The organism is Aestuariivirga litoralis, assembly GCF_015714715.1.
Taxonomy (GTDB): Bacteria; Pseudomonadota; Alphaproteobacteria; order Rhizobiales; family Aestuariivirgaceae; genus Aestuariivirga; species Aestuariivirga litoralis_A.
Genome location: NZ_WAHS01000001.1, coordinates 232412 through 255909 on the forward strand (window position 1 = coordinate 232412; position 23498 = coordinate 255909).

The 23498-nt window shown below is 59.3% G+C and carries 24 protein-coding genes; 16 read left to right on the forward strand and 8 right to left on the reverse strand.

What is annotated here, in order from left to right; genetic code table 11:
- Nucleotides 1-4: 4 nt before the first annotated feature.
- Nucleotides 5-1141, reverse strand: coding sequence for a dATP pyrophosphohydrolase (locus F8B91_RS01205; RefSeq protein WP_196501896.1), 1137 nt, complete (start codon nucleotides 1139-1141; stop codon nucleotides 5-7).
- Between the two features lie 101 nt (nucleotides 1142-1242).
- On the opposite strand from F8B91_RS01205, the gene F8B91_RS01210 reads away from it, so the two are divergent.
- Nucleotides 1243-1695 carry an NUDIX domain-containing protein gene (locus F8B91_RS01210; RefSeq protein WP_196503854.1) on the forward strand — a complete coding sequence of 151 codons (453 nt, stop codon included), beginning with the start codon at nucleotides 1243-1245 and terminating at the stop codon, nucleotides 1693-1695.
- A 132-nt stretch (nucleotides 1696-1827) separates the two neighbouring features.
- Entirely contained in the window at nucleotides 1828-2370 is a 543-nt protein-coding gene (locus F8B91_RS01215; RefSeq protein WP_196501897.1) for a GNAT family N-acetyltransferase, read from the forward strand.
- Here F8B91_RS01215 and F8B91_RS01220 read toward each other — a convergent pair.
- Genes F8B91_RS01220 through F8B91_RS01235 form a run of 4 tightly spaced genes read right to left on the reverse strand, consistent with a single transcriptional unit; the run spans nucleotide 2345 to nucleotide 8965 of the window.
- On the reverse strand, nucleotides 2345-4405 hold the full coding sequence (locus F8B91_RS01220) for a hypothetical protein (protein ID WP_196501898.1): 2061 nt from the start codon (nucleotides 4403-4405) through the stop codon (nucleotides 2345-2347). The genes F8B91_RS01215 and F8B91_RS01220 overlap by 26 nt on opposite strands.
- Entirely contained in the window at nucleotides 4402-7125 is a 2724-nt protein-coding gene (locus F8B91_RS01225) for a DUF4159 domain-containing protein (RefSeq protein ID WP_196501899.1), read from the reverse strand. Before F8B91_RS01225 ends, F8B91_RS01220 begins: the two co-directional genes overlap by 4 nt.
- Entirely contained in the window at nucleotides 7122-7988 is an 867-nt protein-coding gene (locus F8B91_RS01230) for a DUF58 domain-containing protein (protein WP_196501900.1), read from the reverse strand. Before F8B91_RS01230 ends, F8B91_RS01225 begins: the two co-directional genes overlap by 4 nt.
- Nucleotides 7985-8965 (reverse strand): AAA family ATPase, encoded by a 981-nt coding sequence (locus tag F8B91_RS01235; protein ID WP_196501901.1) that lies wholly within the window; start codon nucleotides 8963-8965, stop codon nucleotides 7985-7987. The genes F8B91_RS01230 and F8B91_RS01235 overlap by 4 nt, the downstream gene beginning before the upstream one ends.
- Before the next feature lie 59 nt (nucleotides 8966-9024).
- On the opposite strand from F8B91_RS01235, the gene F8B91_RS01240 reads away from it, so the two are divergent.
- Genes F8B91_RS01240 through F8B91_RS01285 form a run of 10 tightly spaced genes read left to right on the forward strand, consistent with a single transcriptional unit; the run spans nucleotide 9025 to nucleotide 16395 of the window.
- Nucleotides 9025-9588 (forward strand): DUF1285 domain-containing protein, encoded by a 564-nt coding sequence (locus F8B91_RS01240; protein ID WP_196501902.1) that lies wholly within the window; start codon nucleotides 9025-9027, stop codon nucleotides 9586-9588.
- Nucleotides 9575-10195, forward strand: a complete 621-nt coding sequence (locus F8B91_RS01245; RefSeq protein WP_196501903.1) for a CoA pyrophosphatase — start codon at nucleotides 9575-9577, stop codon at nucleotides 10193-10195. The genes F8B91_RS01240 and F8B91_RS01245 overlap by 14 nt, the downstream gene beginning before the upstream one ends.
- Nucleotides 10167-11369: a CCA tRNA nucleotidyltransferase gene (locus F8B91_RS01250; protein ID WP_196501904.1), complete on the forward strand. Its 1203-nt coding sequence runs from the start codon at nucleotides 10167-10169 to the stop codon at nucleotides 11367-11369. Before F8B91_RS01245 ends, F8B91_RS01250 begins: the two co-directional genes overlap by 29 nt.
- Nucleotides 11366-11746: a cupin domain-containing protein gene (locus F8B91_RS01255; RefSeq protein ID WP_196501905.1), complete on the forward strand. Its 381-nt coding sequence runs from the start codon at nucleotides 11366-11368 to the stop codon at nucleotides 11744-11746. The genes F8B91_RS01250 and F8B91_RS01255 overlap by 4 nt, the downstream gene beginning before the upstream one ends.
- Entirely contained in the window at nucleotides 11743-12495 is a 753-nt protein-coding gene (locus F8B91_RS01260) for an SDR family oxidoreductase (RefSeq protein WP_196501906.1), read from the forward strand. The genes F8B91_RS01255 and F8B91_RS01260 overlap by 4 nt, the downstream gene beginning before the upstream one ends.
- Nucleotides 12492-12863, forward strand: coding sequence for a dihydroneopterin aldolase (folB, locus tag F8B91_RS01265; protein ID WP_196501907.1), 372 nt, complete (start codon nucleotides 12492-12494; stop codon nucleotides 12861-12863). Before F8B91_RS01260 ends, folB begins: the two co-directional genes overlap by 4 nt.
- A gap of 48 nt (nucleotides 12864-12911) precedes the next feature.
- On the forward strand, nucleotides 12912-14789 hold the full coding sequence (gene uvrC / locus F8B91_RS01270; RefSeq protein WP_196501908.1) for an excinuclease ABC subunit UvrC: 1878 nt from the start codon (nucleotides 12912-12914) through the stop codon (nucleotides 14787-14789).
- A 3-nt stretch (nucleotides 14790-14792) separates the two neighbouring features.
- Nucleotides 14793-15395, forward strand: a complete 603-nt coding sequence (gene pgsA, locus F8B91_RS01275; protein WP_196501909.1) for a CDP-diacylglycerol--glycerol-3-phosphate 3-phosphatidyltransferase — start codon at nucleotides 14793-14795, stop codon at nucleotides 15393-15395.
- Nucleotides 15392-15643, forward strand: coding sequence for a molybdopterin converting factor subunit 1 (gene moaD, locus F8B91_RS01280; RefSeq protein ID WP_196501910.1), 252 nt, complete (start codon nucleotides 15392-15394; stop codon nucleotides 15641-15643). Before pgsA ends, moaD begins: the two co-directional genes overlap by 4 nt.
- Nucleotides 15643-16395, forward strand: coding sequence for a pseudouridine synthase (locus tag F8B91_RS01285; RefSeq protein ID WP_196501911.1), 753 nt, complete (start codon nucleotides 15643-15645; stop codon nucleotides 16393-16395). Before moaD ends, F8B91_RS01285 begins: the two co-directional genes overlap by 1 nt.
- 1 nt (nucleotide 16396) lies before the next feature.
- Here the strand turns inward: F8B91_RS01285 and F8B91_RS01290 are convergent, their stop codons facing one another.
- Together F8B91_RS01290 and F8B91_RS01295 are read right to left on the reverse strand one after the other, a co-directional pair.
- Nucleotides 16397-17410: a carbohydrate kinase family protein gene (locus F8B91_RS01290; protein WP_196501912.1), complete on the reverse strand. Its 1014-nt coding sequence runs from the start codon at nucleotides 17408-17410 to the stop codon at nucleotides 16397-16399.
- A 3-nt stretch (nucleotides 17411-17413) separates the two neighbouring features.
- Nucleotides 17414-18388 carry a hypothetical protein gene (locus tag F8B91_RS01295; RefSeq protein WP_196501913.1) on the reverse strand — a complete coding sequence of 325 codons (975 nt, stop codon included), beginning with the start codon at nucleotides 18386-18388 and terminating at the stop codon, nucleotides 17414-17416.
- 99 nt (nucleotides 18389-18487) lie between these two features.
- Here F8B91_RS01295 and F8B91_RS01300 point away from each other — a divergent pair, with 99 nt between their 5' ends.
- Nucleotides 18488-19969 carry a hypothetical protein gene (locus tag F8B91_RS01300; protein WP_196501914.1) on the forward strand — a complete coding sequence of 494 codons (1482 nt, stop codon included), beginning with the start codon at nucleotides 18488-18490 and terminating at the stop codon, nucleotides 19967-19969.
- A gap of 58 nt (nucleotides 19970-20027) precedes the next feature.
- Here the strand turns inward: F8B91_RS01300 and F8B91_RS01305 are convergent, their stop codons facing one another.
- Entirely contained in the window at nucleotides 20028-20900 is an 873-nt protein-coding gene (locus tag F8B91_RS01305) for a branched-chain amino acid aminotransferase (RefSeq protein ID WP_196501915.1), read from the reverse strand.
- 83 nt (nucleotides 20901-20983) lie between these two features.
- Between F8B91_RS01305 and F8B91_RS01310 the strand changes: the two genes are divergently transcribed.
- Genes F8B91_RS01310 through F8B91_RS01320 form a run of 3 tightly spaced genes read left to right on the forward strand, consistent with a single transcriptional unit; the run spans nucleotide 20984 to nucleotide 23497 of the window.
- On the forward strand, nucleotides 20984-21469 hold the full coding sequence (locus tag F8B91_RS01310; protein ID WP_196501916.1) for a MarR family winged helix-turn-helix transcriptional regulator: 486 nt from the start codon (nucleotides 20984-20986) through the stop codon (nucleotides 21467-21469).
- Entirely contained in the window at nucleotides 21462-22145 is a 684-nt protein-coding gene (locus tag F8B91_RS01315; RefSeq protein WP_196501917.1) for a response regulator, read from the forward strand. Before F8B91_RS01310 ends, F8B91_RS01315 begins: the two co-directional genes overlap by 8 nt.
- Complete coding sequence (locus tag F8B91_RS01320) at nucleotides 22145-23497, forward strand: ATP-binding protein (protein WP_196501918.1); 1353 nt, start codon at nucleotides 22145-22147, stop codon at nucleotides 23495-23497. The genes F8B91_RS01315 and F8B91_RS01320 overlap by 1 nt, the downstream gene beginning before the upstream one ends.
- The last annotated feature ends 1 nt before the right edge of the window (nucleotide 23498 follow it).

Consider the following 23498-nt stretch of genomic DNA (forward strand, 5'->3'; position numbering starts at 1 on the left):
CAGTTCACAGGCGCTTTTCATAGACGCGGTAAGTCTTGTAGATTCGGCTGCCCATGCTTTCGAGGATGTGGCGCACGCGCGCATTGTCTTCGAGAATCCAGGAGAATTCGCCATGCGTCACGCCGCGGCTGATCACATGATCAGATGACGCCTGGATGACTGCCAGTGCGAGGCCTGCGCCCACCGGGCCATCCTGATACTTCTTCAGCACGCCCATCAAAGGCACGCGCACTGATTTGGAGCGGCCGCGTAGCAGATGGTAGGCCAGCGTGGCCCAGCCGAAGGGCAGCAGGCGGCCATTCAGGCCCTGGAACCATTCATTGATATTGGGTGCCGCTACGCAGAAGGCGGCAGGCTCACCCTTCACATAGGCGAAGTTCACGGCTTTTTCGTCGAGCAGCATTTTGAAATTGTTGCCCATCGCCTTCACTTCAGCTGCGGTGAAGGGCACGAAATTCCAATTGTCGGTCCAGGCGTCGTTGAAGATCGACATCATGGTGGAAATGTCTTCATCCATTTTCTTCTTGTTCAGCGGCCGCACGGTGATGCCGCCCGAAGCCATCATGCGCTTTACCATCTTGCGCAGTGGGGGGCTCAGGCCCTGGCGGTTGTCGAACTCATAGGCGTAGAGGTCCTTCACCTTCTTGTAACCCAGCGCCTCCACACGACTGCCATAATAAGGCGTGCCATGACCCATCATCAGATTGGGGATGGTGTCAAAGCCGTCAATCAGCAGGCCGGATTCATCATTGATGGAAAAGGAGAAGGGACCGCGCACTGTTTTCATGCCGCGTTCGCGGAGCCAGCCTTCCGCCGCCTTGAACAGCGCTGCAAAAACCTCCGGATCGTCAACCGATTCCAGAAAGCCAAACTGGCCCGATGCATCATTGTAGCGCGCCAGATGCAGGTCATCGATCTGGGCGGAGATGCGGCCCACTTGCTTGCCGTCTTTTTCAGCGATGAAAAGCTGCGCCTTGGCGTGCTGGAAATAGGGGTTCTTCTTTTCGCTCAAATGTTCCATGCGCTCAAAGAACAGCGGCGCCACCCAGTTCTTGTCACCAGCATAAAGCGCGAAGGGCACCTTCAGGAAGGTAACCTTGTCCTTATTGCCCTGAACGGGACGCACTGTAATCTGTGCCACGGTTTCCACTTCTTTGACTGCGCGATTTGCCCACTCTAAATGAAGCATGGCTGTGGCCTTGGCAAGGCCTGCGGCGCGTAACTGGAAAGCTTGTAATCTTGATGTTTCCCAACCGGCTGTTTCAACTTTATTGCCGCCTGACGCGCGGCAAAACGCTGGGCGCGCGGGTTGTGGTGATTGATGCGCAGGGCCGCGTGTTGCTGGTGAAACCGGGTTATACCGATGGCTGGACCTTGCCAGGCGGCGGCGTTGATCCGGGCGAAACGTTACGGCAAGCCGCCATTCGCGAATTGCACGAAGAGGCTGCGATTCAACCTCTGGAGGAATTGCTGTTCCACGGCTTCTTCTCCAATGACCGGCTGTTTCCCGGCGATCATGTCGGATGTTTCATCTTGCGGAAATTCGCGCAGGGAGATTTCAGGCCCAACATGGAAATCCGCGAGGTGAAGTTCTTCGCCGTGGAGAACCTGCCGCCCGACACCAAGGCTGGATCACGCGCGCGCATTGCGGAAGTGTTAGGTGGGGCGGCGATCTCGGATCATTGGGCACCTTGACGGCGCGCCCGCGCATCTGTATCGGGCGCGGGATGTTGAAACTGTCAGCCATCCTCTCGCGACGAATCTTGCTCACCGCCTGAGCGCCCCGGCATCTCTGGGGCATTTGCAACGCATGACAAGTTGGCCCCGATGACATTCACCCAATCTCCTGTTGACCAGACTGAACAAGACGCTCCCGCCATTGAGCATTTGCTGGACCTGGCCTTTGGCCTGAACCGCATTGCCAAGACTTCCTATCAATTGCGCTTGGGCAACACACCGGTGCCCGGCCTGTCGTTGGTGATGCGTGACCGGCAATTGGGTCTGATGGGCGCCATCAGTTTCTGGCCGGTAGCCATCGGGGCGGAAATGACACCCGCGCTGCTGCTGGGGCCCTTGGCGGTGCATCCGGAACGGCAGAATATGGGCATTGGCCGGGCACTGATCACCGAAGGATTGGCACGCGCCAGGCCCAAGGGGCATGAGCTGGTGCTGCTGGTCGGCGATCCGCCCTATTACGCGCGGTTTGATTTCCGGCAGGTGCCAGAGGGCCAAATCACATTGCCGGGCCCACTGGACCCGAAGCGGCTGATGTTCATGGAACTGGCGGATGGTGCGCTGGCCAAGGCCAGTGGCATGATGCTGCCACCCTGGCGATGGAACGAAATCAACGCCCCTCGCGCCACCACATAAGGCTAGCGGCTAGCAGCATGATCGCCAGGCTGAAGAGGCTGGTCGACAGGGCCCATTCACGCACCGCGATGGTGCGGGTGAGGCCATTGGCTTTGAGGTTCATCCAGCCTGCACCTGCATAGCTTGATCCGGGGGACTGCTTGGAAAGCCTTGGCAGGCCATCGGCCAGCCACGACACGCCGCCGCCGGTTGCCGCAGCGACAGGTTCCAGCTTCTTGGTGGTGGCCAGCAGGTCAGACTGTTCCTTGGCATCGCCATTGCCTGCACCGGCCACCGCTTCCAGCTTGCCATCGCGCAGCAGATAGAGGCCGGGCTCATCCGGCGTGAAGCGGCCCTGGAAATGGCCGGGGCCAACTTTGATCAATGGCACATCATGAATCTTGGCGGACGGTGAGTTGGCCTCGACCTTTTTGTAGTCATCGCCCAGGCCATAGCGGTCAATGATGATGTCATTGTCTTGCGCGTGCGCGGCCAGGCGCTCCTCTTCCAGCTCCGGTTCCTTCATCAGCCAATGGGCGATGCGCTTGAGCATTTCAGCCTCCGGCCCACCGCCATCATAGCCGCGCGCCCAGAGCCAACCCTGATCCGACAGAATTTGTGCCACGCGGCCTTCCTCGACATGGCGTAGCACCAGCAGCGGCTTGTTGTCCGGGCCCTGCATCAAGGCTTGCGTGCTGCCGTCATCGGTGGCCGGGGTGGCATCAATGATGCGGAACCACTTGCCCCATTTGGGATCGGTGCGGCTGGCACCCTTCAACGTTTGAGTTACGGGATGGCGTTCGCCCAATTCGGTGAGCAGCGGCTTGAAGGGTACTTCCGTCACGCTACCGACAGGCTGCGCCGCCAGCACATCGCCCAGCGGTGTTGAGGCCAAGCCATCCGGCTCGGCAAAATCAGGACCGGAGGCCACCAGCAAGGCGCCACCCTTTTTCACATAGTCGGCAATGTTGGCGATGTAGTCATCTGGCAGGATCACTTCACGCTGATAACGGTCGAAAATCACCAGATCGAACTTGTCGAGTTTATCGATGAACAATTCCTTGGTCGGGAAGGGGATCAGCGAAAGCTCGCTCACTGGCGTGCCATCCTGCTTTTCGGGCGGGCGCAGAATGGTGAAGTGAACAAGATCAACAGCAGAATCGGCCTTCAACAAGTTGCGCCACGTGCGTTCGCCGGGATTGGGCTGGCCGGACACGAGCAGCACACGTAAGCGGTCGCGGATGCCGTTGATGGTGGTGAGATCAGTATTGTTGGCGGAGGAAATTTCTCCGGGCCGCAGCTCGGCGGAGAGCGAGATGAAATTCTTGCCGGCGTGGCTGATATCGACATCCACTTCGGCCGCAGCGCTGGGGCTGACGATGAGTTTCTTGGGTTCGACACCGCTCTGTGTGAGGGTAATGGGAACGCCCGCACCAGTGCCGCCCTGGTCTTCGACATGGAAGGAAATCTTGGCGGATTGGCCGACCAGCGTGAATTCCGGCGCGTGGTCGATTACCAGCTTGCGGTCGCTCTCGGTCTTGGCGCCGCTGATCAGGCCATGGATAGGGCTGGGCAATTGTGCCAGCGCTTTGCCTTCCGGCACGTCATGGATTTCGCCATCGGTGAGGAAGATCGCGCCGGCAAAACGGCTCTGTGGAACATCGCCTAGAGCGCGGTTCAGCGCCGCGAAGCCCCGCGTGCCGCCGCCCTGTGCGGTGCCTGAGGTGACGGTGGCAATGCGCAATTCGGTGTTGCCGATTTCCTCGATGCGTTTCTTTAGTGCCTCGACGGCATTGTCGGTTTCGGCGAGGCGTGTGCCGAGTTTCTGGCTGTCGGAATGATCGACGACGAGCAGGGCAATGTCCTTCACCGGCTCGCGTTCATCGAGATGGATGACCGGATTGAGCAGCGCCAGAACCAGCAAGACACCACTGGCCGCGCGCAGCAGCATGCCGCGTGCGCGCACGAAGAATCCGAAGCCCACCAGCGCCAAAGCCGCCGCTGCAAAAACAGCGATCCAGGGCCAGGCGAGCAGCGGCAGGAAATTCACATTCATTGCCGGCCCAGCCTTTCGAGGATGGCAGGCACATGCACCTGGTCGGTTTTATAATTGCCGGTCAGCACGTACATGACCACGTTGACGCCCACGCGCAGCGCGAATTCCTGCTGGCGCGGCGCATCGGGGATCATGGCGTAGTGCGGCTCGCCGTTTTCATCCGTGGCCCAGGCGGCAGCATAATCATTGGAGCCGATGAGCAGGCCGGAGACATTGTCAAAGCCCGATGTTGTCGGGTCATCCTGGGTTTCCACCCACAGATTGCCACCTTCATAGCGGCCGGGGAATTCCTTCAGCAGGTAGAAGCTCTTGGTCAGCGCGTGGCCTTCCGGCACCGGCTGCAGCGGCGGCACATCTATGCCCGCCAGGATTTTGCGCAAAGCTTCCGATGCGCCACCATTGGAGAAATCCGATGTGGGTTCGCGCAGGTCAAAGAAAATCGTGCCGCCGTTTTTCATGTAGGCAGCAATGCGCTCAAGCGCCTTGGCGCTGGGGGGCGAAGCAGCGGCACTCACCGGCCAATAGAGCAGGGGATAGAAGACCAACTCATCCGTTTCGATATCAACAGAGACAGGATCGGCAAGCACGGCAGAAGTGCGCAGGTTGACTACAGCAGTGAGGCCCTTCAGCCCGGCATCGGATTCCTGATCGACATCGGCCTCGCCGGTTTTCACATAGGCCAGCCGGGTTTGCAGGGCAGCGGCCTGCATCGCCACTTCGTCGCCTGCAGCGCGTGCCGTGTCGGGTGAAGTTGGCAGGAAGAGGAGCGCCAAGGGCAGCAGCAACATCGCTGATTTGCGCGCCAGATGCCCGCCGAGGAAAAGTGCTGCCAAACCATCCAGCAGATAGAGCAGGGCGGCAGCGGCCCAGATCAAGGTGGCATAGCTGGTGATGTCGCCGGTTTGCAAAACCTTCACATCCAGCGTGGCGGGCATCGGAGCTACATCGTTTGGAGCAATCTTCAAGTTCACGGCGCGGGTTTGCAGGGCACGGGCATAGAGACCTGCTGGTGTTTGGGATGAGGCCACTGCGGCCCCGATATCTTTCTGCGCGATGCTTTTCACATCGGCGGTGGGGCTGGCCAAATCGCCTGTGCCGGTGAGCAGCAGATGCGGCGCGAAATCGCCCTCGGTTGTGCCTGCGCCTGCGGAACCAGATTTCGGATCGCCAGCGGCAGGCGCCAATTCGCCCAGGCGCTGCATGATTTTCTCGAAGCTGCCGGAGAGTGGCAGGTTGGACCAATCGGCATTGGCGGTCACATGAAACAGCACGATGCGGCCTTGGCCGCGTTTGGCGGAAGTGATCAGCGGTGTGCCATCGGCCAGGCTGGCCCAGGTCTTGGCGGTCAAATCCACATCAGGCTCCGCCAGCAGCTGGCGCGAAATGGTGGCCTTGTCATCCACCTCGATGCCAGCCAGCGGGCTGATCTCGGCAAAGGGCTTGATGGTTTGCGGCGTTTCCCAGGAGAGGGACGAACCCAGATTGCGGTCACCCTCGCGCAGCTTCACCGGCAGAAGATCATCGGCATTGGCGGCGAGCCTGGGGCCAGCGAAGCGCACCAGAAGTCCGCCCTTGTCGAGCCAGGCAGCTACTGCATCATGATCGGCCTGCGGCAAAGCGCCGATGTCATCGAGTATGAGCATGGAGAGGCCTTGATCCAGCGCCGCCGTCAGATCGGCGCTGGTTTGCAAAGGCTGCAATTCCGCCGTCGCAGCAAGGGCTGTTTCCAGATAGTGGCTGGAGGAGAGCAAGGGCTGGTCGCCATCGGTGGAGGCACCGGACATGATGGCCACCGTCTTGCGGCGCCAGCTGTCATCGAGCAGCGCATGCGCACCGGCGTGGTATTGATCCTTGATGACGAGGCTTTGCACAGCGTTGCGCAGCTCCACCGGCAGCACGATATGGGCCTGCTTCTGTAGGGCCCGATCAAAGGTCAGCTTGTCTTCCGCCAGCACGCGGCCATCACCGGAAAGAGCTTGCACGGTCGCGGTGTTTTCCGCACCGTCGCCGCGCAGCACATCAATCTGGATTTCACCGCGCGCCGCCTTCGGCTGACCCAATGCCAAAGGCGGCGGGCTGAGTGGCAGCTTCACAGTTTGCGTCGTGGCAATCGCGTTCAATCCAGCGGAAAATGCCGAGGCACTGCCTTCATCTAGTCCGTCGGTGAGCCAGACAATTTCAGAGGGAGCCGGGTTCAGGCCCTTGAACAGATCGAGCGCCTTTGGCCTATCGCCATTCAGCGCTTTGGGCATCCAGGCTCTTATCCGTTTGGCTGCATCATCCGCATTGATGCCGGTCGGCGCTTCCGGATTGCTGCTGCCGATCAGGTAGATTACGCGTGAGGGCGCTTCTCCTAGAATGCTCAGCGCCGCGTCCTGGCGCTGCGGCCAGTCCTTGGCGGCGGCCCAGCTATCATCGATCACCAGCGCCAAGGGACCGGTGCCGGAGGAGAGGACGTGGCTCTTCCTTGTAAACGGATGTGCTATCGCGAGGATGATCAGCGCCGCGATCAGCAGGCGCAGCAGAAGCAGCCACCAGGGCATGGTGTCAGACGTTTGCTCTTTTTCGCGCAACCCGAGCAGAATGCGCAAAGGCGGAAAAGCGAGTTGCTTCGGGCGCGGCGGAATGGTGCGCAGCAGCCACCAGATCGCCGGCAGCGCAAGAAGTGCCCAAAGGGCAAGCGGTTGTTCAAACAACAGCGTCTGGAAAAACCCGCTCATGACGGGCCTAGGCGCTGATAGAGGGCGAGCACGGTTTGCGCCAAGGGTTGATCCGTCCGGTGGAGTAGGAAGGAGAAGCCGAGCCGCGTGGCGGCAGCCTTCACCGCGTTGCGTTGATCCAGAAATGCTTTGGCATAATCTTCGCGCAGCGATTGCACCTTGTTGGCCTTGTAGCGCAGTGGCGCATCCAGCCCGATGAAATCGGCGCGGCCTTCCCAGGGTAATGTCTCCTCGGCAGGATCGGTGACTTGCACCAACAATCCGCGCGTGCCGGTGGCAGCGATCTGGCTCAATGATTTGGCGATGGCGTCCGGCTCATCGAGGAAATCGGAAATGAGAAGTGCTGTGGACGCACGCTGCAAAGTGCCCGGCAAAGGCAGTGCATCTTCATTTGCACGCTCCAGACCAGAGGCAAGTTTCTCCAGCATGTGGCGGCCGCTGGAGGCGCGTTCGGGCGAACCCAGCAGGCCCACCCGCTCATGCGCACGCAAAGCCAGCACGGCCATCGCCAGGCCCAGCAACTTGGCCTGATGGGCCTTGGTGTCGCGCGCCAGATGCGATTTGAAATTCATCCTCGGGCCGCGGTTCACCCAGAGCCACAGCGTGTTGGCCACCTCCCATTCGCGCTCGCGGATCAGAGTGTCCTGGCTCTTGGCACTTTGCCGCCAGTCGATGCGCTGGGCGCTGTCTCCGGCACTATAGGGGCGAAAGGCCCAGAAGGTTTCGCCGGGGCCGGCGCGGCGCAGGCCGTGATTGCCCATCATCACGTTGGCGGCGATGCGCTCAGCCTCGACCACCAGCGGCGGCAATGCATTGCCGAGACGGCGGGCCTTCAGTTCGATCTGTTGTTTGTCTGCACTCACGTCAGGCTTTGGGCCAGCTTGGAAATGACGCTCGGGAGTGTGACGCCATCGGCACGCGCTGCAAAGTTCAGCGCCATGCGGTGCTTCAGTACGGGTTGTGCCAGAGCCAGCACATCTTCCACCGAAGGTGACAGGCGACCCTGCAGAAGCGCACGCGCCTTGGCACAGAGCATCAGGCTCTGGGCGGCGCGGGGCGAGGGCCCCCAGGCCACGGCTTCATTGATGAAAGCGGCAGAGCCAACACCCGGGCGCGCGGCGCGCACCACATTGAGGATGGCTGCTGTGACCTGCTCACCTACCGGGACATCGCGGACCAGGCGTTGGATGGCGGCCAGTTCATCGGAGGTCATCACCTGCTGCGCCACGTTCTCGGCATTGCCGGTGGTGGCGAACAGCATCTGGCGTTCGGCTTCCAGCAATGGATAACTAATGTCGATCTGCAGCAGGAAACGGTCAAGCTGGGCTTCCGGCAGCGGATAAGTGCCTTCCTGCTCAATCGGGTTCTGGGTGGCCAGAACATGGAACGGTTCAGGCAGAACATGGCGCACGCCCGCCACGGTGACAGCATGTTCCTGCATGGCCTGCAGCAAGGCCGACTGCGTGCGGGGCGAGGCGCGGTTGATTTCATCCGCCATCACCAGTTGCGAGAAAACCGGGCCGGGCACAAAGCGGAAGGCACGCTTGCCCTTGTCGTCCTGGTCGAGGATTTCGGAACCGATAATATCAGCGGGCATCAGATCAGGGGTGAACTGGATGCGTTTTTCGGAAAGGCCCAGCACGGTGCCGAGCGCGGCGGCCAGTTTGGTTTTGGCGAGGCCGGGTGCGCCGACGATCAAGCCGTGCCCACCCGCCAGTATGGCGATCAGCGCCTCCTCGATCACACTGTCCTGGCCGAAAACAATGGCGCCAAGCGCCTTTTTTGCTGCCGTCAGCTTGTCGGATGCTAAATCGAGGTCGCCTGCTTTGGTTTTTGCCATCAAATTTTCCGTGCGTTTGCCTTAGTTTCCGACTCAGAAATTAGTTATAGAGAATTCACATGTCTTCCGCGAGTGAACCGATCAAGGGTCTGAACGAGCTGGCCAAGGCCAAGGGGCCGCCGCCAGTGCATCTCTGGAACCCGCCTTTTTGTGGCGATATTCCGATGCGGATCGGGGCCGATGGGCTGTGGCATTACATGAATTCTCCGATTGGCAGATTGCCATTGGTGAAGCTTTTTTCTTCGATATTGCGGCTGGATGATGACGGGAAATATTATCTTGTCACCCCCGTCGAGAAATGCGGAATCGTGGTCGATGACGCGCCGTTTACGGCGGTGCGCATGAGGGTTACGGGCGAGGGGCGTGAGCAGATCATTCTCCTCGAGACGCAGGTGGAAGAAGAGGTGGCCGTTTCAGCGGAGCATCCCTTGCGCTTTGCCGATGAAGCACAAACGGGTGGCTTGAAACCTTACGTTATGGTCCGGCGTAATCTCGAAGCCTTGGTCTCGCGGGCGCTGTTTTATGATCTGGTGGCGCTGGGTGCAGAAGAGGATGAATGGTTCGGCGTCTGGTCTTCCGGGCAGTTTTTTCCGATGAAGAAAATCGCTGATGTTCAGTTTTGAGGATTTTCTCGCCCGCGCCAAGACGCATTTGCTGGCGCAAGCACCGCAGGGTTGGAAAAGCAGCGATGATGATCTCAATGCCTCCCTGCCAATGATCCCCGAAGGTGTGGAACCCACGCCCGCCGCTGTGCTGGTGGCCGTCGTCACGCGCGATGAACCTACAGTATTGCTCACCCAACGGCACAGCGGATTAGCCAAGCATCCAGGCCAGATCGCCTTTCCAGGCGGGCGCGTGGATGCGGGCGAAACAGCGGTGCAGGCCGCACTGCGTGAGGCGCAGGAAGAGATTGGGCTTGAACCGGATTTCAGCGCGGTGCTGGGCTTTCTGCCGCCGTATCTCACGGTGACGAATTATGTTGTGACGCCGGTTGTGGCGCTGGTGCAGCCCGGCTTCACGCTCAGCTTGCAGCAGGATGAGGTGGACGAGGCATTTGAAGTGCCGTTGTCATTCCTGATGGACCCGGCCAATTGCAAACGTGATGGCCGCGAATGGAAGGGCCTGAAGCGCCATTATTATGTGTATCAGTTTCATCAGCGCTTCATTTGGGGGGCGACTGCGGGCATGATAAGAAACCTGCATGACCAGCTCTACCCGCAAGCTGCCTGATCTTTCCAAAGCCAAATGGCTGAATGAGCCAAGGCTGCAATCGCTGCTGGCCATTCTCAACCGTGGTGGTGAAACGAGAATCGCCGGCGGTGCCGTGCGCAACGCGCTGCTGGGAATGCCGATTGCCGATGTTGACCTTGCCACTACGTTTGTACCGCAGGACGTAACACAGATGGCCAAGGGTGCAGGCTTTGGTGTGCATCCGACTGGGATTGATCACGGCACGGTCACTGTGGTGGCGCGTGGGGCGACGTTCGAGGTGACGACTTTGCGCCGCGATGTGGAGACGGATGGCCGCCATGCGCATGTGGCTTTCACCAACAACTTTGCCGAAGATGCCAGCCGCCGTGACTTCACCATCAATGCGCTGTATCTGGATCGCAAGGGTAAAATCTATGATTTTACTGATGGTTATACTGATATCCTGAAGCGCCGCGTGAGGTTCGTGGGTGAGGCCACGCAGCGGATCACCGAGGATTATTTGCGCATCCTGCGCTTCTTCCGCTTCTTTGCCGCCTACGCAAAAGGCGCGCCTGACCGCGCCGGTTTGGCCGCCTGCAAGAAGCACAAGGCGGGGCTGGATGGGCTTTCGGCTGAACGCATCAGGCAGGAATTATTCAAGCTGCTGGCTGCGCCGCGCGCGGCGGAAGCGCTGGAGATCATGGCCAAGGCCGGCATCCTCAAGCATATTGTTCCGTATACTGATCAATGGCGTGTGATAAAGCGCTTAAGCCCTGATCCGGTGTTGCGGCTGTTCGCCATCGCATCGGCACCTTCAACGCTGAAAGAGAAATTGCGACTCTCGAATGATGAAGCGCAGCGCATTGAAGGCCTGATGGCTTCGCCTGAACTCAAATCCGATTTCACGGCGAAAGAGGCGCGTGCCAAGCTTTATGAGATGGGCGTGCAGGCTTGGCGGGATGCGGTGCAATTGTCCTGGGCCAAGGGCCGTGCTGGCAAGGCCGACAAAGCCTGGAGCAAATTGTTGAAGTTGCCCGACGATTGGCCCGTGCCAAGCCTGCCCATTTCAGGCAAGGACCTGCTGGCCAAGGGCTTTGGGCCGGGGCCTGATCTGGGGCAAGTGCTAAAACAGGCCGAAGCGCATTGGGTCGCCAGCGACTTCAAGGCCACGCGCGATGAATTGTTGAATTTTGTGGAAAGCCAAAAAGTATGAGTGTTGATCTGATCATCATGAAAACCAGTGGCGAAGGTGCGCCCAAGGTAGAGGTTGCCAAGCCTACGCCTGAGAAACTGGTGAGCGGCAATGCCGTGACCCAGACTTGGAACCATTTCACCGGCGAGGATGACAGGCTCTATTGCGGCATCTGGGAAAGCGCCAAGGGCATTGTGAATGTCGATTACACCGAATGGGAATTCTGCCATTTCATCCAAGGCGAAGCGATCCTCACGCGCGAAGACGGCAAGAGCTGGACACTGGGCAAGGGTGACGCCTTCATCATTCCGGCAGGTTTCAAGGGAACCTGGGAAACGGTGCGTAAGGTGAAGAAACACTACGTTATTCTGTTGCCGCCGAAAGACGTTGAAGAATGAGCGGCATTCTCATCACCGGTGCGGGAAAACGCATCGGGCGGCAATTGGCCTTGGATTTGGCCGAAGCAGGCCACGACATTGCGGTTCACTACGGCACGTCGAAATCAGACGCGTCGGAGGTGGCCGGGCTGATCAAGGCGATGGGCCGCAGGGTGGCCTTGGTGAAGGGTGATCTGGCCGATGAAGATATTGCGGAACGTTTGATCAATGCTGCGACAGCTGAACTCGGGCCGCTGGAAGGGCTGATCAACAGCGCTTCGATTTTTGAGGGTGACGAGGTCGGCAAGATCTCGACGACCAGCTGGCAACGCCACATGGATATCAACCTGCGTGCGCCCGTCATGCTGGCGCAGGAATTTGCGCGCCAATTGCCGGCCGACATGAAGGGCAATATTATCAACATCACCGACCAGCGGGTGTGGAAGCTCAATCCGCGGTTTTTCTCTTACACACTTTCGAAGGCGGGCTTGTGGACCGCGACCCAAACGCTGGCTCAGGCGTTGGCACCGCGCATTCGCGTCAATGCCATCGGCCCCGGTCCGGCATTGCCTTCCGCGCGCATGGATCAGGCTGAATTTGCCAAGCAGGAAAGCCTGACGCTTCTGGGGCGCGGCACGTCGCCCAAGGAAATATCGGAGGCGGCGAAATTCATATTGTCGCAACCGGCGCTGACCGGGCAGATGATTGCTCTCGATGGCGGCCAGCATCTGGTCTGGCAAACGCGTGATGTGGTTGAGGTGAGTGAATGAGAGAGTCCCAGGGCATCCGCCATGTGTTTGTGAAAGATCTCACGCTTGATGCCCTGATCGGCATCTATGACATCGAAAAACAGAAGCCGCAGCGCATCATCGTCAATATCGACCTCTCTGTGCAGGAACAGCCGGGCCCGCTGCCGGACGACATCAGCCATGTTGTGTCTTATGAAATCGTGGCCAAGAAGGTCGAAGCCATCGTGGCCAGGGGGCATATCAACCTGGTTGAGACGATGGCCGAAAAGGTCGCCGAAGCCTGCCTCACCGACAGGCGTGTGCTCTCCGTGCGGGTCAGGGTCGAAAAGCCAGACATCATCCCGAATGCCAGAAGCGTCGGGGTAGAGATCGAGCGGATTCAGAGATAATCCAGCGTCATATTGCAGCTGTCACCAGCCGCCACCACATAGGCTAGAATGCCCGCCATGTCCGATTCACCGCCCCTCATTGGGGCCGATCTCATTCGTGATTTTGTCACCCGGCTTCCCACGAAGCCCGGGGTTTACCGCATGTTCGATGACAAGGGCGATGCGATCTATGTGGGCAAGGCGCGTAACCTGAAGGCTCGCGTTTCAAATTATGCGCGCGGCATTGGCCATAACAATCGCATCGGGCTGATGATTTCGCTAACGCGGAACATGGAATTCGTGGTCACAGCTTCTGAGGCGGAAGCGCTGCTGCTTGAAGCAAATCTGATCAAGAAGCTGAAGCCGAAATTCAACGTCATCCTGCGCGACGACAAAAGCTTTCCCTATATCCTGATCGCCAAGGATCATGAGATTGCCCAGCTGGCCAAGCATCGTGGCGCACGCAACCGCAAGGGCAGTTATTACGGCCCATTTGCTTCGGCGGGTGCTGTGAACAATGCGATCAACACGATGCAGAAGGCGTTTCTGCTGCGCAGTTGCAATGACAGTGTTTATGCCAATCGCACGCGGCCTTGCCTTCTTTACCAAATCAAGCGCTGCTCGGCACCTTGCGTGGGCTACATCCAGAAGCCGGCCTATGATGAGCTGGTGAAAGAGGCCGAGGGCTTTCTCACGGGTAAGAGCACGGAAGTGAAGGCGCAGCTGGGCCGCGAGATGGAAGCGGCGGCGGAAGCGATGGAATTCGAGGATGCCGCGCGGCTGCGCGACCGCATTCACGCGCTGAGCTTCGTCACCCAAACGCAAGGCATCAACCCGCAGGGCATTGATGAGGCGGATGTGTTCGGGCTTGCGCATGAGGGCGGGCAATATTGCATCCAGGTGTTCTTCATTCGCGCCGGGCAGAACTGGGGCACGCGCGCTTACTTTCCGAAGGCCGACAAGTCGGTGGAGGAGATGGAAGTCATGTCCAGTTTCCTTACGCAGTTTTACGATGACAAGCCGCTGCCAGAGCAGATCCTGCTGTCTCATCCGGTGGAGGAGCAGGCCCTTGTCGAGGAGGCGTTCACCCAGCATGCCGGATACAAAGTTGAAATCCTTGTGCCACAGCGGGGCGAGAAAAAGGCGCTGATTGATTATGCGGTGATTAATGCGCGTGAGGCCAATGGCCGGCGCATGGCGGAGACGTCAACGCAAGGCAAACTGCTGGAAGGGGTGGCCAAGGTCTTTGACCTGCCCGCAACGCCGCGCCGCATCGAGGTTTATGATAACAGCCATATCCAGGGTGCCCATGCCGTGGGTGCGATGATCGTGGCGGGGCCGGAGGGCTTCATCAAGGCGCAATACCGCAAGTTCAACATGGATGCAGAATCCGTGAAAGGTGACGATTTCGGCATGATGCGCGAAATGCTGACACGGCGGTTTACGCGGCTGTTGAAGGAACATGGTGATGAGCAGGAAGATGAAGATTCGAGCCACTGGCCCGATCTGTTGCTGATCGATGGCGGGCAGGGGCAGCTCTCGGCGGTGAAGGCCGTGCTGCAGGATTTGGGGCTGCACACATTGCCGGTGGCTGGCGTGGCCAAGGGGCCGGACAGGGATGCGGGGCGTGAGCATTTCTATATGGAAGGCCGCGGCTCCTTCATGCTCGAGGGACGCGATCCGGTGCTTTATTATATCCAGCGGCTGCGTGACGAGGCGCATCGTTTCGTCATCGGGTCGCACCGGGCAAGGCGTTCGCGGGCCATTGGCATTAACCCTCTGGATGAGATTCAGGGCATAGGTCCCACGCGCAAGAAAGCCTTGCTCATGAGCTTCGGTTCGGCCAAAGCTGTGGCACGGGCCAATGTGTCAGATTTGGCGGCGGTGGAAGGTGTGAGCGAGACTTTGGCGCAAGCCATTTTCGATCATTTTCACCCAGGAAACTAATAAATGGCTGAGCAAGTGATTAGGCAAAACACCAAGGGCGGAAAAGTTTGGTATCTGCCGAATATGCTGACCTATGCGCGCATCCTGGCCGTGCCGATCATCGCGGGTCTGCTGATGTATGGCGGCGAGGCGGCACGCTGGGTGGCGCTGGTCGTTTACATCATTGCGGCCATTACTGATTTTTTTGACGGTTATCTGGCGCGCATCTGGCAGCAGCAATCGGCTTTGGGCCGCATGCTGGACCCGATTGCCGACAAGGTGTTGGTGTCAGTGGTGCTGATCGTGCTGGCGGCGGATGGGGTTCTTTCCGGCGGGCATTTGTGGGCGGCCTTCATCATCACGGCGCGCGAGGTTCTGGTATCGGGCCTGCGCGAATTTTTGGGCGAGCTGCGGGTATCAGTTCCCGTCACAAAGATTGCCAAGTGGAAAACCACAGTGCAGCTCATTGCGATTGGCATGCTGATTGCGGGTCCGGCGGGCGATGTGCTGATCCCGGGCTTCACCAAAGCCGGTATTGTGATGCTGTGGATTGCCGCGGCGCTGACGCTCTATACGGGCTACGATTATTTCCGCGCCGGCTTGCGCCATGTGGTGGATGGGGAATGAAGATTCTCTATTTCGCCCGCTTCCGGCAATTGATCGGGCGCGGCGAGGACCAGCTTGAACTGCCAGGCGATGTGACGCATGTGCCGCAGCTGATTGATTTCCTTAAAGCCCGCGATGAGCGGATCGCCGAGGCGTTTGCTGATCAACGCCGCTTGAAAGTGGCGATCAACCAGAAACATGTCGCACTTGATGCCTCGCTTGCGGGCGCGCATGAAGTGGCGTTCTTCCCGCCCGTGACAGGCGGCTGATGCGGCTCAACGTTTTTCTCCAGCAGGCCGGTGTAGGGTCGCGGCGCGAGGCTGAAAGGCTGGTGGAGCAGGGCCGCATTAAGGTGAATGGCGCGCTAGCTGTGGCGACCACGCCCGTGGAAGAGGGCGACCAAGTCACTTTCGACGGTGCAGCCATTTCGCCGGCCAAGCGTGATTTGCCGCGCGTCTTCCTGCTGAACAAGCCGCTGGATGTTCTGGTCACCACGCGCGACCACAAGGGGCGCGCCATGGTGTTTGATTTGCCCGCATTCCAGAAACCGGGCCTGCCACGGTTGATGACAGTCGGCCGTCTCGATGTGAATTCCGAAGGCCTGCTGGTGTTGTCTGATGATGGCGGCTTGGCGCAGGCCATGATGTCGCCGGCCAATGCGCTGGAGCGTCACTACCGGGTGCGTATTCGTGGGCGGTTTGATGCAAGGCAATTGGCCGAACTGGCGCGCGGCGTGACAATCGATGGCCTTCGCTATCGTGGCGCGCAGTTCGAGGAAGAGGAAGACAAGGGCGGGCGATCCAACAGCTGGTACCGCGTGGTCCTGACCGAGGGCAAGAACCGCGAAATCCGCCGGCTGGTCCAGCATTTTGGAGGCGTGGTGAACCGGCTGATCCGCACAAAATACGGCCCGTTCGATCTGGGCGATCTTGAGTCTGGCGAGATGCGCGAAGTGCCGCCGCGTGCGGTGACGCGGCTGATCGAGACGCTCGCCTCAAAATCCGGAGCAGAAACGCCTTAGACTAACCGCGCCAGCCCCAGCTGTCGGCCTGCGTCAGGCATTCTTTCCACGGTACGACGGAAGCTGTGGTGTTGGGTGAGCGCAGGGACATGGCCGCCGAAGCATGGGCCAGTTTCAGGCTTTGCTGGATCGGCCAATTCTCGTGATGGCCAAACAGCATGCCTGCAGCAAAGCAATCGCCCGCGCCATTGCTGCCCAATATCTGATCCTGCGGCACCTTGACGGAAGCATGTTCCGCCGTGTCGCCATTGCGCATCAGCACAATCCCGCCCATTGGAAAATGGATGACCAGCATCTCAAGATTGGTGAACGCCGCCATGATCTTTTGTGCGGCGGCGCGGCAGCCTTCGATGTTCGTCACTCCATCTGCCACAGTATCCATTTGCGCAATGGCACCCGCCTCTTCGTCATTGATGATGATCGTATCGAGGAAGGGCAGGAAGGATGTGGCCACGGCGTGGACTTTTTTACGCTCCACGCTGACCAGTTCCATATTGGTCTTGAGGCCCGCGGCCTTCGCTTTTTTCAGCACTGTCACCCAGCCGGATGCGTCGCCTTTCCACGGCCCGTCAAGAACGGGCTGCAGACCGGGGAGGCCCAGATGCGCAATGCGGCAGGTGGTCTTGGTGAAGTCAAAATCATCCGGGCTTTGCACTTTGAAGGCGCCCGGTTCATGAAAGTGGGTGCGTTTGCCGGTGCGCTGGTCAGTCATCGCGTAAGTTACCGAGGTTGCGATGCCGTCCCGCATCTCCAAAGCTTCCCGTGCAATGCCCAACTCGTCGCAGATGCGCCAGAGCAAATGGCCGAACTCGTCATTGCCTACCAAGCCCTGAGCCTCAACCTGGAAAGGTGCTCCCAGCCGCTTCAATGCGGTGGACATGTTATGACCGGGGCAGCCGCCAAAATCGGAACTGCCAAGAATAGTCGCCACAGTTTCCTGCGACGGCCAATGATCAACGGTGACGTTGCGGTCTCCGCACCACGCGCCACCGCAGAGAATACCGCTGCGCTGCATGGATCAGACCTTCAAGACCGGATCGGTGATCTCGATATCGGCGGCCAAAGGCCTGTCCGGCGTCAGGCGATTCTTGGAGAGGTGGTCGTGATAGGCCTTCACGGCTTCAGCCGTGGTCAGGTCATTTTCCACCACAGCGCGCATCAGTTCGACCAACTTCACCGGGCTTTCGGCGAAGTTGATCTTGCGGCCGAACAGGGCGACACGGCCGCCATGCTTTTCCGATTGCGAGGCCAGCTCAAACGTATCGCGCGTGGTGCCGCGTGCGCCGCCCAGAATGCCGACGATCAGATGGCCGGGGTCATAGCTGGCCAATTCTTCCATCGCCTTGGCGCCGTTATATTGCATCTTGAGGAAGGTGGGATATTCCGAGGAGGTCACGCCGGCCAGGGTGCGCACGATGCAATCATTGATGAAGGTGCCAAGATCAGCACCGCGCAGACCAATGTCAAATGCCGGATTGAACACTTCGAGGAAGTGCCGCATTTTCACGGCCTTGGCTTCCTCGCGAAACTCCGCATAGGCCAGCTGCGTCCTCACATCGTGGTTGACGTTGTTGCTGTAAGTCACTGAATAAAGGCCAAGATCAGCGAACTTGCGAGCCTCTTTCAAACGCGCCGAGCGGAACGGCTGCGACGGGGTTTCCTTGTAGGAGCCGCCACGGTGCGACCAGATATCGGTCGTGTCATTCAGGCGGATGGCAGGGGTCACTTTGGTCTTGAGGAAAGCCTTTTCCTTCTGCAGGCGCTCGGCCACTGAGGCCGAGACCAGCATGATATCGACAAGGCCGGATTTGGTCATCTCGGTCATCGCGGCCAAATATTCAGCCTTGGTTTTTAGGCGGTCATGCTCGCGGTGCGGGCCGGGTGCGGCGCGGCCAAAACCCATATCGCCATCCTTGGCATCGGCGATGATGAAGTCGGTGGGTTTGTATTTGCCGGAGCGGATGCGGGCAAGTTTGGTGTCAAGGCTGGTCATGATTTCCCTCTTTTCGCCTGAGGCTAGTTGCTGGCGGCATTCTTGCCAAGGCCTTCGCGTGATAAACATGCCAGCTATGATTCTTCGCAGGCGTACCAGATGACTTTTGCAACCGGGCAGGGCCGGGGGTTCGTGATGGCGCTGGGCGCCGTGTTGGCTCTGGCGGTGTTTGCCTATGTCAGCTCGCATGTCGCCTGGCTGCTGCGCGAGCCTGACCTCTGGTGGCATATCCGCAGCGGGCAAGTGATGATTGAGACCGGCCATGTACCGCAGGTCGATACATTCTCCTACACGCATGACGGAAAGCCCTGGATTGCCAAGGAATGGCTGTCTCAGGTGATTTTCGCCTTTGTCTATGCAGCCGCGGGTTGGGCGGGTCCACTGATCCTCTCCGCCGCCGCCGTCAGCTTCACCGCGTGGCTGATTTACGCGCGCGCCACGCGTGACATTCAGCCGGTCTATGCCGCAGCGTTGGTGATCCTCAGCGTGTTTGTGGTGCAGGGGGTGATGGTGGCCAGGCCGCATATTCTCACTTTCCCGGTTGCCACTGGCCTGGCGATCCTGCTGTTTGATGCTGCCCGCTTGCGCCGCGCGCCGCCGTTCTGGACCCTGCTGCTCACGGTGCTGTGGACCAACCTGCATGGCAGCTTCTCCATTGCCTTTGTGATCGCAGGGTGTGCCTTCATTGATTACATCGAGCGCGCGCGGTTTTCTGATCGCCGCACCATCATTAAGTGGCTCGCATATTTGGTCTTGAGCGTGCTGGTCACGCTGATCAATCCATACTTTATCCAGCCCTATGTGATTGCGCTGGCGCTGGCTGGCGGGCTGGATGTGATGAGCCGCATTTCGGAATGGGCGCCTTTCACCGCGCCGGAAAATTCGGTGATGGAACTGGGCTTCATGCTGGCCTTTTTCCTGCTGCTCAAGGCGCGGGCGAAATTCACCATCGGCCAGATCCTGTTCACGCTGATGGCTTTTCACATGGTGCTGTCGCACGTGCGCTTCATCTATGTGTTCTTCCTCAGCGTGCCGGTGGTGCTGCTGCCGGAGATTGCCGAGGCAGTCCCCGTTGTGTCGCTTACCAACTGGCTCAAGCGCCCGCGCGATGGGCTGGAAAGTTTTGTGGGTGGCAAGGCGAGTGCGATTGCTGGAATTGCCAGTGTGCTGTTCGTTGCGGGCTGCGGCTATCTGTTGATGAAGGATCGTGTGGTGCCACCGGACAAGACGGCAATCACCGGCGCTCTCGCCTTTGTCGAAAAGCACCGCGCCGCTGATACGGCTTTGCAGAAGAATGTGTTCAATGACTACAATCTGGGCGGGCCGCTGATCCTGTCTGGCATCAGGACCTATGTGGATGGCAGGGCCGAGCAATTGTTCCTCGGCGATTTCATGAAGCAGTATTTGGACAGCGGCGACAGCACGGGTGGGGCTGCACTTGCGGAAATCCTCAGCGACACTTCGATTGGCTGGACGATTTTCCCGCCGTCTGACCCGCGCAATGCCAATCTGGCTTTAATGCCGGAATGGCAGAAGATGTATGAGGACAAGTCTGCCGTGATCTACGAGCGGAAGGGCTGAAAGACCCTCATCCGCCCTTCGGGCACCTTCCCCCAGAGGAGGAAGGGCGAAGCATGAATCAAGCCCGCGCGTAGTTGGAATAGGTATCCATCAGCGTGCGGCTCATATTGCCGGGCGTGAACTTGTACGGGCCGACTTCTGACACCGGCGTTACTTCGGCAGCCGAGCCCACGATGAAGCACTCGTTAAAGCTCGCAAGTTCTTCCGGCATGATGCGGCGCTCATTCACTGTCATGCCCTGGCCCTTAGCCACTTCGATTACCGTTTGTCTTGTGATGCCGTTGAGGAAGCAATCGGCAATCGGGGTATGCAGCTCGCCATCCTTGGTGAAGAAGATGTTGGCGCCGGTGCATTCGGCTACGCGGCCCTGCCAGTCCAGCATCATGGCATCGGCATAGCCCTTCTTCTCGGCCTTGTGCTTGGAGATGGTGCAGATCATGTAGAGGCCGGCGGCCTTGGCATGAACCGGAGCACACGCCGGATCGGGCCTGCGATAATCAGCGATGTCGAGGCGGATGCCCTTCATCTTGGTTTCGGGATCGAACATGGAAGGCCAATCCCAGGTGGCGATGGCCACATGGATCTTGTTGTGCTGGGCCGAGACGGCCATCATTTCCGAACCGCGGAAGGCAACCGGGCGCACATATTGGTCGCCGCCGCCATTGGCCTTCACCACGGCATCCTTGGCCGCGATGATTTCGGCATCGGTGAAGGGCAGGTCGAAATCGAGGATATTGGCCGACTTGCGGAAACGCTCGGTATGTTCCTTGGACTTGAAGATCTTGCCCTTGTAGGCGCGTTCGCCTTCAAAAACGGAGGAGCCGTAATGCAGGCCATGAGTCAGCACATGGACCTTGGCATCCTTCCACGGCACAATCTCGCCATTGAACCAGAGAGAGCCTTCGCGCTGGTCAAATGGGATGATCGACATGGTATTCCTCCGGAGTGTTTTTGCTTTGTAACGAAATCAGATAGAGAAGAGTCGACGCTAACACGACTGGAATATATGTCAATATGGCTGACATAAATGTAACGCATAGGAGCAATGCCGTTTCCCTGGTGGAATTGCTGTTCTTTGCCTACCGCGATTTTGTGGCTGATCCGGATCATCATCTGGAAGGGCTGGGCTTTGGCCGCGCCCATCACCGGGTCATCCATTTCGTCGGCCGCAATCCGGGCCTTACCGTGGCGGGGCTGCTCGACATTCTGCAGATCACCAAGCAGAGCCTGGCGCGGGTTCTGAAAGAGCTGATCGACAAGGGGTATGTGTTCCAGAAGGAAGGCGCTGAAGACCGCCGTCAGCGTTTGTTGTTCCTCACGCCCTCGGGCGAAGGGCTGCGCAAGGAATTGATGGCGCCGCAAGTGGAACGGTTTGAACGCGCCTGCGCAGAGACCGGCCTGCCGCCTGAACAGTTCCGCGCCATGCTGGTGCATCTGATCAATCCGGAAAACCAGGACATGGCGCAAAAGACCGTGTCTGGGCCCAAAGCTGATGGTTGATCTGCCGCATGTCATGGTGGTGGATGACGATGCGCGCCTCCGTGCGCTGCTGAAGGACTTTCTGGTGGGCGAGGGCTACCGCGTCACCACGGCGGCTTCGGCCTCTGCGGCGCGCACCATGATGCAGGGCCTGGATTTCGACGCACTGATCCTGGATGTGATGATGCCCGGCGAGACGGGTCTCTCTTTCCTGAAGCGCCTGCGCGAGGACAAGGGTGAAATCCCGGTGCTGATGTTGTCAGCGCTCTCCGGCGCACAGGATCGCATTGCGGGGCTTTCAACCGGCAGCGATGATTATCTGGCCAAGCCTTTCGAGCCGGAGGAACTGCTGCTGCGCCTGCAGAAGCTTTTGCGCCGGGCCAAACGTGGTGCCAGTGAAGCCGCCGAGGCGGCCTTCGGGGATTATGTTTTCAACCGGCAGATGGGCGAGCTTAAAAAGCAGAACGAGATCATCAAGCTCACTTCGGGCGAGCGTGACATTCTGCGCCTGCTGATCGAAGCCAATGGCGAAGCTGTTTCGCGTGATACGCTGGCCGGCGGGCAGAGCGCTGAGGCCACCCGCAAAGTCGATGTGCAGATCAACCGGCTGCGGCAGAAAATCGAAGATGAGCCTTCCGCCCCTCGGTTTCTGCAAACCATTCGTGGGCGCGGCTATGCCTTGGTCACGGGGCGCTGATGGCTGAGGGAACCAGCCTTTACGACCGGCTGAACGCGCTGCTTGAGGCCTATGCGCCCCGTGATCTTTACCGGCGCGCGCTGACCATCATGATCACGCCGGTGGTGCTGCTCAATATCCTGTTCGCGGTGGTGTTGGTGTCGCGCTATCTCGACAATGTGGCCAATGTGCTGTCGCGCACGCTCGCTTACGAAACGGCCTTGATCGTGAAGCTCTACGAGGATTCCGACAAGAGCCCCGCCGCCATCGCACGGGTGAAGGACTATGCGGAACAGTCCTTGAACATGCAGTTCAAGGCAGAGCCGGGAACCACGCTGCCCACGGCAAAGCCGGAGCCGGTGCTGGCCGTCATCGACCGCAAGATCAATGCCTTTCTGGCCGAAGACCTCGACAAGCCCTTCGTGGTGGATGCGCGTGACTCGTCTGGCCGTGTGGCTGTCCATGTGCAGGTCGCACCCGATATGACCTTTGTGATCAGCGTTGACGAAAACCGCGCTCAGGCGGTGGGTACGCCTCTGCTGCTGTTGTTTATGGCGCTTTCCACGCTTGTTTTTATGGCGATTGCCGTGGTGTTCATGCGCAACCAGATCAAGCCGATCCTGGATTTGACGGCGGCGGCACAAGCTTTCGGCAAGGGGCGTGATACGGCAAGTTTTAAACCGGAAGGCGCTTCGGAAGTGCGGCTGGCGGGTGAAGCCTTCCTCGACATGCAGCGCCGCATTGCACGGCATGTGGAGCAGCGCACGACTCTGCTCGCCGGTGTCAGCCACGATCTGCGCACCATCCTCACGCGGTTTAAACTGCAGCTCGCGGTGTTCGGCAAGGGCCCGAAAACCGTGGCTTTGCATGAAGACGTGAATGAAATGCAGCATATGCTGGAAGACTACATGGCCTTTGTGCGCGGTGATGGCGGCGAGCAGGCGGCTTCCTTCCGGGTGCCTGAACTGGTGCAAAGCGTGGTGGCGGCCATCGCGCGTGGTGGTGCTGTTGTGGAAGTGAAAACGCTGCCTGATCTGATGATCATGGTGAAGCCCAATGCCTTCCGCCGGTTGCTAGGCAATGTGACCTCCAATGCGCAGCGCTTTGCCAAGCATGTGCAGATTTCAGGCGAAGCGTTTGATGACAGGCTCTGGCTTTATGTCGATGATGACGGGCCTGGCATCCCGCCGCATCTGCGCGAGGAGGCGTTCAAGCCGTTCACGCGTTTGGATGAAGCGCGCAATCTCGATCATTCCGGCTCAGGCCTCGGCCTTGCCATCGCGCTTGATATTGCGCAGGCCCATGGCGGCGACATTGCGCTGGGCGACAGCCCGATTGGTGGGCTGCGCGTCACGATCCGGGTGCCGTTCTAGG